Annotated in this window: 11 protein-coding genes; 3 read left to right on the top strand and 8 right to left on the bottom strand. The window is 38.8% G+C overall.

Going from position 1 to position 12,892, the window contains the following annotated elements:
* Positions 1-68 precede the first annotated feature (68 nt).
* Entirely contained in the window at positions 69-1,232 is a 1,164-nt protein-coding gene (locus IPM71_14590) for a hypothetical protein (protein QQS52849.1), read from the bottom strand.
* A gap of 285 nt (positions 1,233-1,517) precedes the next feature.
* On the opposite strand from IPM71_14590, the gene IPM71_14595 reads away from it, so the two are divergent.
* A complete protein-coding gene (locus IPM71_14595; protein ID QQS50795.1) occupies positions 1,518-2,213 on the top strand; it encodes a response regulator transcription factor in 696 nt (231 codons plus the stop codon).
* A 31-nt stretch (positions 2,214-2,244) separates the two neighbouring features.
* On the opposite strand, the gene IPM71_14600 is transcribed toward IPM71_14595, so the two are convergent.
* The 6 genes from IPM71_14600 to IPM71_14625 all read right to left on the bottom strand — a co-directional run bounded on the left by IPM71_14600 (position 2,245) and on the right by IPM71_14625 (position 8,794).
* A complete protein-coding gene (locus IPM71_14600) occupies positions 2,245-4,281 on the bottom strand; it encodes a methyl-accepting chemotaxis protein (protein QQS50796.1) in 2,037 nt (678 codons plus the stop codon).
* Positions 4,282-4,454: 173 nt separating this feature from the next.
* Positions 4,455-5,177, bottom strand: a complete 723-nt coding sequence (phoU, locus tag IPM71_14605; GenBank protein ID QQS50797.1) for a phosphate signaling complex protein PhoU — start codon at positions 5,175-5,177, stop codon at positions 4,455-4,457.
* A gap of 57 nt (positions 5,178-5,234) precedes the next feature.
* Entirely contained in the window at positions 5,235-6,050 is an 816-nt protein-coding gene (gene pstB / locus IPM71_14610; protein ID QQS52850.1) for a phosphate ABC transporter ATP-binding protein, read from the bottom strand.
* A gap of 38 nt (positions 6,051-6,088) precedes the next feature.
* Positions 6,089-6,946: a phosphate ABC transporter permease PstA gene (gene pstA, locus IPM71_14615; GenBank protein ID QQS50798.1), complete on the bottom strand. Its 858-nt coding sequence runs from the start codon at positions 6,944-6,946 to the stop codon at positions 6,089-6,091.
* Positions 6,939-7,817 (bottom strand): phosphate ABC transporter permease subunit PstC, encoded by an 879-nt coding sequence (gene pstC / locus IPM71_14620; protein ID QQS50799.1) that lies wholly within the window; start codon positions 7,815-7,817, stop codon positions 6,939-6,941. The genes pstA and pstC overlap by 8 nt, the downstream gene beginning before the upstream one ends.
* A 47-nt stretch (positions 7,818-7,864) precedes the next feature.
* Entirely contained in the window at positions 7,865-8,794 is a 930-nt protein-coding gene (locus tag IPM71_14625; protein ID QQS52851.1) for a PstS family phosphate ABC transporter substrate-binding protein, read from the bottom strand.
* Positions 8,795-8,846: 52 nt separating this feature from the next.
* Here IPM71_14625 and IPM71_14630 point away from each other — a divergent pair, with 52 nt between their 5' ends.
* Positions 8,847-9,029 (top strand): hypothetical protein, encoded by a 183-nt coding sequence (locus IPM71_14630; protein ID QQS50800.1) that lies wholly within the window; start codon positions 8,847-8,849, stop codon positions 9,027-9,029.
* A 177-nt stretch (positions 9,030-9,206) separates the two neighbouring features.
* Positions 9,207-10,253, top strand: a complete 1,047-nt coding sequence (locus IPM71_14635) for a hypothetical protein (protein ID QQS50801.1) — start codon at positions 9,207-9,209, stop codon at positions 10,251-10,253.
* A gap of 57 nt (positions 10,254-10,310) precedes the next feature.
* Here the strand turns inward: IPM71_14635 and IPM71_14640 are convergent, their stop codons facing one another.
* A complete protein-coding gene (locus IPM71_14640) occupies positions 10,311-12,806 on the bottom strand; it encodes an inorganic phosphate transporter (GenBank protein QQS50802.1) in 2,496 nt (831 codons plus the stop codon).
* Between the last annotated feature and the right edge of the window lie 86 nt (positions 12,807-12,892).

Here is a 12,892-nt window from a genome sequence, read left to right on the forward strand (position 1 = left end):
CTATTTTTTTTAAATGGAAAGCACGCAAGTTCAAAAACCTGCGTGCTTAATTTGTTAAACTTGAATTTTTAGAATTCTAGTAAGCCAGCTTCGTCGGCCCATGACCAACCGGCAAATTTGCTTAAATCGGCACCAACTGTGTTGGCACCAGCAGCTACTACTGTAACATAGTCAGCTGAACCTTTTTTGAAGAAATCGCCTACAGTTAGAGTATCCGACGGAAGAGTTACTTCAAAGCTGGCAGCAACCAATTCGGCAGGATTGTCATCGAAATCCTGACCATAAGTAAGGTTGAAGAAATAAATGTTGCTCATGTTGGCCCAGGTATTGCTTACGTCTTCAATTCCTGCTCCTTTGCTGTCAAGGTCAGCAATTCCTTCTGCGTCAACGGCTGAAACATGTCCGTTTTTAATGGTGCACAGGTTGTTAAATGAACCTTCGCCACCATCAAGCTCAAGACCTTCGTCACCTGGGTTGATAACCACAAAGTTGTCGAGGGTACCAGACCAACCCTGATCAGTGTCAATTGCGTCGTCGCCTGTGTTTAATACAATCACATTTTTTACCGAAACTGCACCACCAAACCATTCAATACCATCGTCCTGGTTGGCAACAACTTCGATATTTTCAATCACAGTTCCTGAACCAACACCACCAAGAGTTAAACCGTTAATTTCGTTTCCTTCGCCAATGTTGGCACCGCCGTGACGGATAGATACATATTTAATCACACCTGAGTTGTCGGCTGCATCAGTTCCACCATACAGACCATTTTGATCTGATGCTGGAATACCTTCGATCTGAATGCTTTCAGCATCGGCAGAAATTGGGGCTTTACCCATAATCAGAAGACCACCCCAAAGACCGTTAAGTGTTGGATCGAGGTTAGGACTTGCTATCTGACCTGGTTCGATTTCGTCAGCTACTGATGTAAAAATAATTGGTTGAGTAGCGGTTCCTTCGGCCATCAGTTTTCCACCACGGGCTATAAGAAGAGCAGTGGCATTAGAGCCTGTTCCGGCTTGTCCTTTAACAATTACGCCTGGTTGAATGGTAAGGGTAACACCGTTGACTACTGATATACGACCACCCAGAATATACACTTTACCTGTTTCCCAGGTAGTGTTTTCTGTAATGTTTGCAGATACAATGTTTTCATCCTGGTCATCGCCTCCGTCGTTGTTATCGTCGTCGTTACATGCCGAAAACATGCTTAGGGAAACAACAGCCATAAGGGCTAATAAATAATTGAAAGAGATTTTTTTCATCATTTTAGATTTTTTGTTGTGTTAGTTTTTTAACACCACAAAGAAATACATACCCGCATTAAAGGATATTAGATTAAAATTATTCTTCTATTAATTTTAAGAGAATTGTTTGGAATTGCTAACAATAATTTAAACTCTCTGATTGAGGGTAATTATAAAAAGTGCATATTTAACTGCTTCATAATGTATTACATTAGGCAATAAATGGTATATTCGCAGCTAAGCACCTTGTTAAATTATTATTAACTTATGGAGAATCAGGAATACGAAGTATTAATTGTAGACGACGAACCGGATATTGTCGAATTTCTGAGCTATAATCTTAAGCGGGAAGGCTTCAAGATTCAGATAGCCACTAATGGAAGGGATGCTATCCGGTTGGCGAGTAATCATATACCTCATTTAATTTTACTGGATGTAATGATGCCTGAAATGGACGGCATTGAAACCTGTGAGCGTTTGCGTGAAATTAAAACACTTGATAAAACCATTATAGCCTTTCTTACAGCTCGTGGCGAAGATTATAGCCAGGTTGCGGGCTTCGATGCAGGTGGTGATGATTATATAAATAAACCAATAAAACCCCGACTCCTGGTTAGTCGCATCAGAGCATTACTGAGACGTGTTAACTGGCAGGAAAACAATGCCCCATCTATGCCAGCTAAAATAGTGAAGGGAGATATTGTAATTGACCGGGAAAAATTCATGATTTACAAAGGCAAAAAAGAAGTGATTTTGCCAAAAAAAGAATTTGAACTCCTGATTCTACTCACCTCAAAGCCAGGAAAGGTATTCACACGTGAAGAGATTTTCGAACAGATATGGGGCGACAATGTGGTGGTGGGCGACCGGACCATTGATGTGCACATTCGCAAACTTCGCGAAAAAATTGGAGACAAGTACATTTGCACTGTAAAAGGAGTTGGCTACAAGTTTATGGAGTAGGATATCCCAATTCGCTTCAGAAAATTAATTTCTAAAAGGTTTCAAAATCCTGATCGCCTTCTGCAGATATAGAAAAGGTTTTAGCAGGTTTAACAATTTTCTTACCTAAATCTTTCGCTACTGGAGATAAACCGGAATGCCTTAGGTTCTTTTGCCTTTCATATTTTGTTTCACTATTTCCACCAGAGGCTTTAACTCTGAAAAACGAAATGGTATCCTTTAATGAGACTGCCTGGCTTTCCAATTCTTTCGAACTTGAAGCTACCTCTTCAGATGCAGAGGCATTTTCCTGAGTAACTGAACTTAGCTGCTGTATTGCTGTATTAACTTGGCTTACACCATTATTTTGCTCCAGGCTGGCTGCAGAAATCTCCTGAATTAGCTGAGTTGTTTTTTCCATATCAGGCAACATGTCTTGCAATTGCTTTCCAGCTTCTTCTGAAAGGGTAAGACTATTTTGTGCGAGTTGTATAATCTCTTCAGCAGCTGAACGGCTGCGCTCTGCCAACTTTCTTACTTCGGCTGCTACTACTGCAAAACCTCTGCCGTGTTCACCAGCACGCGCAGCTTCAACTGCGGCATTTAAAGCAAGAATATTCGTTTGAAAGGCAATGTCGTTTATAATCTGAATTTTAGCTGCAATGGTTCTGTTGGCTTCCAGCGATAGGGTCGATTGATTAGCGACTGCTAAAATTCCTTTGTGTGCACTTCGGGCAATTTTTTCAGTTTGTTGGGCATTTTCGTTGTTCTGCTGGATATTGGCATTTATTTCTTCCACTGTAGATGAAACTTCTTCCGCAGAGGCTGCCTGCTCATTGGCTCCTTGCGAGAGTTGCTCCGATGTGCTACTAAGTTGTTCACTGGCCGATACAATCTCGTCGGCCGACAAATGTATAGTTTGTACAATATCTTTTAGCATATTATTCATTACTAATACTGAACCTAAAATACCCGATTTTTGCTGGCTATTTAAGTCGGTCGAATCCAGATTTCCATTGGCTATTTCAGCAACTATGTGCCCTACTAGGGCTGGTTCTCCACCTACCATTTTAAAAACATTTCGAGCAATATAAATGCTGATAAGAAGACCTAACAAAGTTCCGATTATAATAAAAATAATAAGATAAAGAATTGCTCTTTTTTCTGTTTGGCTTACCATAAGCATCACAAAGTCATGTACCTTTTGAATGTTTGGTTCAATTTGTTGCACTATGGTGCGCATGTCGCCCATTAATCCTTCTTTTTCGTTAAGTCCTGCTAAACTCGAAATTTCTACCAGCTGATTAAAACTATTGGCATAGTTTTCAAGACTGGCTATCATCAGATTTTTTTGCGCACTGTTAAGCGAATAGGTCGAAATCTCTTTTTTAAAGACTAAAAATTCTTCGGTGAACTTTTTTTGGTAATCAAGATCTTTTCTGATTAGAAAGTCTTTTTCGTGCCGGCGCAAGGTAAGCATATGTATCTGAGCCTGCATCAGATTTGAACTTTTAATCTGGGCTTCAATTCCATGGACAGCTTTTCTCATGTTTCCTTCCAGACCCCAGTCTTTATAACCTTTCTCTTTTATTGTCCGGGTAAGTTCACTAAAAACATTCTGGTAGCTTAATAATTGATCTTCAATGGAAGTAAATGTAACTTCCACTTCTGAATTATGTATTGCTTTTGATTCATGTAATTCGGTAATGAGGGCTTTAGTTTCTTCGATAAGCAGATTAAAGTTATCGATGTATTTATTCGTACTACCTGTGAAGAACTCTTCGTCTATAACCGATCGGGCAAGGAAATCTTTCTCGTTCTTACGCAAATCCAGTATATTACGCTCCATCTCCTGCAGGTGATCTGCCAGTTGATTGTAGCTTTTTATTCTTTGAAATGAAAAAAAAGTAAAGGCTCCAATTAATATTAAAATAGAAAGAATAGCAGCAATTAATATTGCGAACCGGGTTTTTAGACTAATATTTTGCATATCATAAGTATTTATACAAAAAGTTACAAATACTTCATGATATTTCAATGGTAAGGAGTTTTTTTTAAGAAAATGAGTAAAATAAATGGCTATTAGCATTCATTTTCCCAGACAAATTCAATAATATGAGAAATTACTAATGAATCATGAGCCTTGGGTACAATAGACTTATACCTCAGAATTATAGCGCACTTGTGATAGGATAATTGCAAATGTATTAAACCCCACAAAAAATTTAAAATGAGATTGACTAACTGATTTAGCAGACAAGTTTATTCACTGAGCTGCTCATCCTCTAATGACGGAATATCACCAAACTTACGGGCTATTTTTTTGTTTTTCTTGCGGTGACGTAGAACTTTCGACTCGTAGTAGAAAATAATTTCTTCGGCAATATTCTTTATCAGATCACCTACCCTTTCAAGTTTTCCTATGGTTCGGGCTAGCAACAAAAGGTTTTCGATGCTCTCTTTTTTCTTTAGGTGATATTCTTGCAATAACCCGGGAAGCTTTTTGTTGATTTTATCGAGAGTCTTGTCTTGTTTAAAAACTTTTTTAGCTAACTGAATATCGCTATTCACGAGTGCGTCGGTAACATTGATCATCATATCATCTATTTCATCGAATAGAGTTGGAATATGCAGCAGTTCAACCAGTTCTTTGTTTAGCTTCATTTTTTCTTCATATACCAGACCCGAAATCTGGTAGGCATGGTCGCCAATACGTTCAAGGTTCGACGATATTTTAAGTGAGGCAATGGCAAAGCGCAGGTCGGTGGCTACAGGGGCTTGAAGCGCTAGAAAATCTTCTACTTCGCGGTCAACAGAAAGTTCGTAGGCGTTTACGCGTGTTTCTTTACGCATGATTTCGCCCGAAAGATCATGATCGTTGGTTAAAAGGGCTTCTTTTGTAAGATGTATCTGGTCTTTTACCAGATCGAGCATTTCAAGAAGCAGGGTACGGATATTTTCTAATTCGTATTCGAATGGTTTCATAACAAGTTTGCTTAGCGATTTACATCAAATTCTACTTCTGAAAATATACGAATAAAATCAACCAAATCTTCCTGTAATGTAATTCTCTGTTCGGTTATTTTTTGGCGAAGTGAAAATCTGTTTGGTAGGTCCTGATTCGATTAAATCTCCTAAATAGAAGAATGCAGTGTTATCGCTCACCCGCGCAGCCTGTTGCATGTTGTGGGTAACAATTACGATGGTATATTCGTTTTTTAGTTCGAAAATCAACTCTTCAATTTTGCTGGTAGAAATAGGATCAAGAGCCGAAGTTGGCTCATCCATAAGAATGATTTCGGGCTCTACGGCCAGTGTACGGGCTATACAAAGTCTTTGTTGCTGGCCACCGGAAAGCGCCAGGGCGTTGCGTTTAAGGTTGTCTTTTACTTCCTCCCATAACACTACCTGTTTAAGACTGCGCTCGACACGTTCTTCGATAAAGTTTTTGTCTTTTATACCTTGAATACGTAAACCATAAGCTACATTTTCGAAGATGGTTTTAGGAAATGGATTAGGCTTTTGAAAAACCATACCCACATCCTTGCGCAATTTTTCAATCACAATACGGTCGTTGTAAATATCTCTTTCATCGACCATTACAGTACCTTCAACCCTAAAGGTATCTATGTAATCGTTCATGCGGTTAAAAAGTCGCAGGTAGGTCGATTTTCCACAACCCGAAGGTCCAATGAGAGCAGTTACGGTGTAGGGTAATATTTTGGTATTGATATTTTTCAGTGCCTGAAAATCCCCATAATACACGTTTAAATCCTTTGTAGTTATGATGTACTCTGGTTCATTGCTTTGTACAATTTTCGAATACTCAAGAGCGTCGTTTATTTGTTTTTTCTCCATGATTATTTCGGTGGTATCAGTAAAATACTCCATAGTTTTTACCATTTAAGTTTTCGTTGCCATCTGCTTCGGAGGTACATGGCAATTCCATTCATTGCAAAAGTAATAGCAAGCAGCACAATAATAGCTGCTGCTGCATTGGTCACAAAACCTTGTTGGGGTCGGGAAATCCAGTTAAAGATTTGAATAGGCAATACAGAAAATTCGTCCATCGGTGTTTTAGGAGCAAAGGGCACATAAGCAAGGGCACCTACCACAATGAGTGGGGCTGCTTCGCCAACTGCTCTTGAAAGCGCAAGGATAATTCCGGTGAGTATGCCGCCTGATGAAGCAGGCAATACCTGAAGAGATATAGTTTGCCATTTGCTTGCTCCCATGGCATAGGAGGCATCACGGATAGATTGAGGCACAGCCTTTACACTTTCGCGTGTAGCTACGATAATAATTGGCAAAATAAGCAAGGATAAGGTCAAACTTCCAGCCAGGATAGAACTTCCAAATCCCATAACCCGTGCAAATATTTCGAGGCCAAGTAAACCATAAATAATCGAAGGTACCCCAGCCAGGTTGGCGATGTTAATTTCCAGCAAATTAGATAACCTTCCCTTTTTTGAATATTCTTCGAGGTAAATGCCTGCTGCCACTCCTATTGGAAAAGCAATAAGTGCAGTAAGGGTAAGAACCCATACAGAACCGATCATGGCAGTATAAATCCCTGCATTCTCAGGTCGGCGCGAAGGCAAGCCTGTGATAAAATCCCAATCGATTCGATGAATTCCTTCAAAAATAATATCACCTAAAAAGATAACAAGCAGAAGAAGGCTAAAAAAAGTACTAAAAATAGCCGTCCCAGAAAAGACCTTATCCTTCCAGCGATTTTTTCTGATGCTATTCATATTTCTCTCTGTATTTGTTGCGTATCCACTGGCTAATGTTGTTCAGTATAAATGTAAATGCAAACAGTGTTATTCCCGCTGCAAATATGGTGCGGTATTCAATCGAATTGTGGGGTACATCGCCCAGGCTAACCTGCACAATGTAAGCAGTTAAGGTTTCGATAGGTACCAGTGGATTCATAGTTAATCGAGGTTGCTGGCCTGCTGCAATGGCAACAATCATAGTTTCTCCCACTGCCCTTGAAATGGCTAATATGATTGAAACAAGGATTCCTGAAGAGGCAGCAGGAACGGCTACTTTCAAGGCTGTTTGAAGACGTGTGGAACCCATTCCGTAGGCAGCTTCGCGCAAAGATTTTGGCACTGCCCGCAAGGCATCTTCGCTTAAAGATGAAATAATGGGGATAATCATGATACCCATTACAATGCCTGCAGAGAGCGAATTGAAGCCGGATAAACCCGGAATGAAGCTTTGTAAAAAAGGGGTTACTACGGTAAGCGCAAAAAAACCATATACTACGGTTGGCACAGCAGCAAGTAATTCAAGCGATGGCTTCACATATTCCCTGAATTTTTTTGGGGCATATTCGCTCAGGTAAATTGCTATTACCAAACCTAGCGGAAGGGCAAAGGCAATGGCAATAAATGCAGTAAGGAAGGTGCCGGACAAAAGAGGCAGAATGCCATACCTTTTATTGGTAAAAAGTGGCGTCCATTCTGTATCGGTAAAAAAGGTAAAAATTGGCACTTCGCGAAAAAATTTCACTGCTTCAATGCTAAGAACCAGTATAATGCCAATGGTTGTAAGAATAGTGACTAAGGCACTAAAAAGCAAAAATTTTTCAATAAGCTTTTCGCGGCTTTTTTTCATCAGAAATGTATAATGTACCGCCAGACTGGCTGGCGGTACAATGATTTTTATAAACTCTCCTTAAAGGCGTTAAACTTGTCGGTTTGATTTTTATATTCTTCCACTGGCAGTGGCACATACCCTACATCCTGTGTAAGGCTTGGTGCATTGTCGAGATAAAACTGAACAAAAGCCTGCACTTCTGGTAAAGCAGCAGCTACACTGTTTACATAAATAAAGAGGGGGCGGGAAAGTGGAGAATAGCTTCCGTTTCTTACGGTTTCCAGACTTGGAAATACTGGTCCATTGCCACCATCTACCGAAATAAGTTTTAGTTTGTCCTGGTTTTCTTCGTAGTAAGCGAGGCCAAAAAATCCTAAGCCATATTTGTCACCAGCAACACCTTGTACTAGCACATTGTCGTCTTCGCTTGCTGTAAAATCTCCACGGCTCGAGCCACTTTCGCCTACAATGGCTTCGGTAAAATAATCGAAAGTACCAGAAGCTACACCAGGGCCAAAGAGGTGAATTTCCTGATCGGGCCATTCCGGGCGTATTTGGTTCCATTTCATTACTACACCCTGTGCAGCAGGTTCCCAAATCTTTTTCAATTCCTCGACGGTAAAATGGTCTACCCAATCGTTTGCAGGGTTTATGATTACTGCCAGCCCATCATAGGCAACCATCAGTTCGAGGTAATGTATGTTGTTTTCTTCGCAAATTTTAATCTCTGATTCCTTTATCGGACGAGAAGCATTGGATATCTGGGTTTCGTTGCGGCCAAACTTTTTAAAACCACCTCCTGTACCTGATACACCAATGGTAACATTTACATCCGGTTGTTCGACCCTAAATTCTTCGGCTACTGCTTCAGTAATAGGGTATACGGTACTCGATCCATCGATGCGAATATCGCCCGATAATTTTGTGCTTTTCTTCGAAGCATTGCTACCGCAGGAGGCTAATAAGACTATTGCGATAATTGATAACCATTTCATTTTCATTGAATCAGATTTAAATTTAGCCACAAAAATATCGATTCCTTATCAGATGGAAGTTACCGCTGGATTAAGCTTATCTAAATTTAATGTTAACAAAAATGCAACCGTTGTTCTTGCAATAGGGGTGCAAAGAATAGGATACTATTTTTCTAAATCAGTTTACATAAACGCTAACATTCATGAATACAATAGTATAGAAGTGTTTTCAGCTTCAATATTATGGTTAAATTAATCTTAAGTAAACGTATAATTAAAATTAATTAAATATTAATTGTTTTAAGAGAAGGTTATTCAAGTTAGAAAAGTCTGTAATTTGGCCCAGAATAAAAATAGCGTGTCCATGAGCTTGTTACTTTAAAATTATTCATAAAAAGCAGACATTATATTAAAAATCACAAATCGTAAAATTATGAAAAGAATCATTCGTGCACTATTGTTATTGGCAGTAAGCCTGTTTCCCTTAGCTGGGCTATGGGCACAGAGCAGCGAGACAGAAGAGTTCAAACCCTCTGGCAAGCCTATTGTTACAATTTTTAGCGATTTTACAGTCAGTTCTGCAACTATAGATTCAATCAACATCCAAGACGGGAGCCTGATCATTAACGATGATAAAGTTTCGAAAAAGTTTAATATTACCAGGGCTTATCTGGGATATAAATACAACTTTAGCCCTAATTTTTCTTCTACCCTTATTCTCGATGTAGGTGACGTTAAGCTTGAAACCTTTGATCGGATAGCTTACCTTAAAATTGCCTCATTAGACTATGCAAACGACAAATTCAGTTTAAATTTTGGACTTTTAAGCACTACTGCTTTTAATGAAACGGATAAACTTTGGGGACATCGCTATGTTTCAAAGTCATTTCAGGATTTATATGGTTTTAATTCCAGCGCTGACTTTGGTGTAATTACAAAATACAAGTTCAACAAGCTTATTTCGGCTGATGCAGCCTTGTTCAATGGAGAAGGCTACAAATTAGCCGACAATATTGACAGCACTCTTAAACTGGCTCTTGGTACCACTATTACTCCGGGTGAATCTGCTCTTGTTAGGCTGTATTATGATTTTGAGAACGATTCGGCAGATCAACAAACATTTGGTATACTGGCAGGCTACACATTAAAAAAGTATACTTTTGGTGCTGACTTCAACTATCAGCTAAACAATAAGCGCACAGATGGAAAAGATCTTTATGGTTTTTCGCTGTTTGCACACGGAGCTATCACCAAAAAAATGGGCGGATTTGTTCGATTTGATTATTTAACCTCAAATACACTTCCAGCTGAAGCCAATCCCTGGAATATCAAAAAGAATGGTAATAGATACGTAGCTGGTGTGGAATTTTATCCCGTCAAAGGTATTAAGTTAGCCCCAACCTTTATAGGTGTGGATCCAAAAGAAGAAGGAAAGAAGTTTATTAGTAATGTTTCTCTTTATGTAGAGATAAAAATATAACTTATTGAATACCAAAATAAAAAGGCCTTGATTTGCTTTAAATCAAGGCCTTTTCTATTATATCCTGAAGGTTTTATCAAGCGAAGCATTGTTCTGCTTCGAATAATCTTTAAAAGATTTGTACATAAGGTTCATGTTTACGATAAAGTTCTTTGACTCATTGAGCATTTCGAGAAAAAGAATATTGGTACGTGCACTACCTTGTTCTTTCTTAATAAGCTTGAGCTGTTTGCTTCTTATTTTAAAGAGTCGTTCGCAAATTGCATTGCATTCTTCTGTGGTTTGTTCATAATTTTTAAAATCAGTGTCATCTATGCTTTTGTTTATCTTTACAATAAATGCTCTTATTTCAGGCGCAATGGTTTGAAGCGCTTCAATTTGAAAGGCTGAAAGTGGCTTATGGTTATTATCCACATGTTTATAAGCGGCTGTTACCATAGTGTTAAGGTTAGCCATAGATTCCTTGAAATAGTCGACTACCTCAGCATAATTGTGACCCGACTCAAAATCCTCATCGCTTAGGTTTTTAAATACATTCGGAATACGCTTTTTTAATTTTTTTGCATCGTTGTTCAGGTTGTTCGATTTTGCCAATGATTCTTTAAGTTTCTTTCTTTTTTCGTTTTTCAAACCATCCACAAAATCGACATAAGTGCGTACAATTATTGAAAGATTTGTACTAGTATTTACCTTGCATTTTTCAAAGAGATTATCCAGTTCCGACAATTGTTCTGCCTTTTGAGAGTTCTCCTCGTTCATGGTTCTCTTTTTATGCATGAAATGTGCTCGAATTAACAAAAATGCAGCAATACCAATTAATATGAAAATTCCCCAAAACCAGGTAAAATATATGAAAAGGGCTACAAGCATTGTAATTGTAAACGCACTGATGGCGGTAAAAAACCAACCACCAATTACTGTAATAACACCTGTGACCCTGTACACTGCACTTTCCCGATCCCAGGCTCCATCGGCAAGCGATGCACCCATAGCAACCATAAAGGTAACATAGGTGGTTGACAGGGGTAATTTTAGCGAAGTGCCAAAAGCAATAAGGGCACTGGAAACCACAAGGGTAACAGCACCTCTTACCAGGTCAAAGGAAGTACCCTTTTCTTTTTTTGCTTTCTTTGTAAATACACTCGAGTCGAATCTTTTCGCTACGCTTTGCTTAATTCTTTCAGGTATAAACCTACCCAAATTATTTCCCAGCTTCAGTGATCCTCTTACAATGGTTCTTGACAAAACGTTGGAGTTAAACCTTTCGTTTACAGTATCCTGATCTCCAAGATCAAGCGAGGTTCTGATTACAGTGCGGGCTTTTTTACTAAGCCATAGCGTAATGGCCATAATTAAGCCAGCAATTAATAAAAGAATGGTTGGACTTGAAACAGGTTGGTTGAGGCTATTCATTAAATAGTCAGAGGCGCTATTTCCCGGATTGGCAGCAAAGTCCTGATAAGAGGCTAATCCAGCAAGGGGTACACCAATAAAGTTTACCAGGTCATTGCCGGCAAAAGCCATTGCAAGAGCAAAAGTTCCCAGTAATACTACAATTTTAAGAATGTTAATGCGGAATAACCAGTATAAAAAATGCAGAAGAATTACACTGCCCAAAAATCCAAAAAGCAAAATCTGCCAACTGTAATAGTTAACCCATTGAGTCAGGTGTAAAGGCATACCAATTTGCTGCTGCCCTGAAGCGCCAACCCACTCGGCAAAACCGTTAACTCCCGTTTTAAAGCTGTTTTTATCAAGAGAAGCCAGGGTATTTCCCCAGTTGGTAAGTTCTGCATTACTACTAAAGTTTTGTAGTGTATGTATAAGCGATTTAAAACCATCATAATCCTGTTGTTTTAAAAAATTCACCCATTCTCCCAAAGATATATTTGAAACAACATGTTGGGCATAAATTGAATCTTTAAGACCTTTGATTAGTATAAAGTACACAATACATGTAATGGCCAAACCGCCAAAAAGGCCACCGAAGTATTTAATGTTTTTTTCAAAATTAAAGCTAAACAGTAACCTGGCTAACCATTGTATAAGAGCGCCAAAACTAAATGCAATTACTACAGAGATTAAGATACCCGAAATGATGGCTAAGGCTTTGGCTGAATTAATGTATGTAATCAGTTCAGTAAAATCACCAGTTGTGTGTTGTATTTTAATGATAGCAATACCAAATGCAGCACCCAGCAGCTCAAACACCATCGATACTGTTGTTGAAGTTGGCAACCCAAAGGTGTTGAAAAGATCGAGCAGGATAACGTCGGTCAACATCACGGCAAGAAAAATAATCATCACATCCTGAAACGAAAAGGCCGAAGGGTAAAATAGTCCTTTTCTGGCTACCTCCATCATACCATTTGAAAAGGTAGCACCTGCAATAATTCCTGCGGTGGCTACAATCATGATTATCCGCAGGCTGGCTGCTCTCGATCCAATGGCACCATTTAAAAAATTCACGGCATCGTTAGTAACTCCTACGACTAAATCGGAAATGGCTAAAAGAATAAGCACAACTACAATAATGAGAAATATACTTTCCATATCAATCCAATAATTTTAAGGCTAAAAGTAACATTGAATTTTAAAATATATCTATTGTAAATAAATTTATTGTTAAGCTTATTAAA

Source organism: Bacteroidota bacterium (assembly GCA_016699695.1).
Taxonomy (GTDB): Bacteria; Bacteroidota; Bacteroidia; order Bacteroidales; family UBA10428; genus UBA10428.

Bases quoted from the DNA above. Each gene is read 5' to 3' on its own strand.
- IPM71_14635 (QQS50801.1), top strand. From the start codon at position 9,207: ATGAAAAGAATCATTCGTGCACTATTGTTATTGGCAGTAAGCCTGTTT.
- IPM71_14640 (QQS50802.1), bottom strand. From the start codon at position 12,806: ATGGAAAGTATATTTCTCATTATTGTAGTTGTGCTTATTCTTTTAGCC.
- pstA (QQS50798.1), bottom strand. From the start codon at position 6,946: ATGAATAGCATCAGAAAAAATCGCTGGAAGGATAAGGTCTTTTCTGGG.
- pstB (QQS52850.1), bottom strand. From the start codon at position 6,050: ATGGAGAAAAAACAAATAAACGACGCTCTTGAGTATTCGAAAATTGTA.
- pstC (QQS50799.1), bottom strand. From the start codon at position 7,817: ATGAAAAAAAGCCGCGAAAAGCTTATTGAAAAATTTTTGCTTTTTAGT.
- phoU (QQS50797.1), bottom strand. From the start codon at position 5,177: ATGAAACCATTCGAATACGAATTAGAAAATATCCGTACCCTGCTTCTT.
- IPM71_14590 (QQS52849.1), bottom strand. From the start codon at position 1,232: ATGGCTGTTGTTTCCCTAAGCATGTTTTCGGCATGTAACGACGACGAT.
- IPM71_14600 (QQS50796.1), bottom strand. From the start codon at position 4,281: ATGCTAATAGCCATTTATTTTACTCATTTTCTTAAAAAAAACTCCTTA.
- IPM71_14630 (QQS50800.1), top strand. From the start codon at position 8,847: ATGGAAGTTACCGCTGGATTAAGCTTATCTAAATTTAATGTTAACAAA.
- IPM71_14625 (QQS52851.1), bottom strand. From the start codon at position 8,794: ATGAAATGGTTATCAATTATCGCAATAGTCTTATTAGCCTCCTGCGGT.
- IPM71_14595 (QQS50795.1), top strand. From the start codon at position 1,518: ATGGAGAATCAGGAATACGAAGTATTAATTGTAGACGACGAACCGGAT.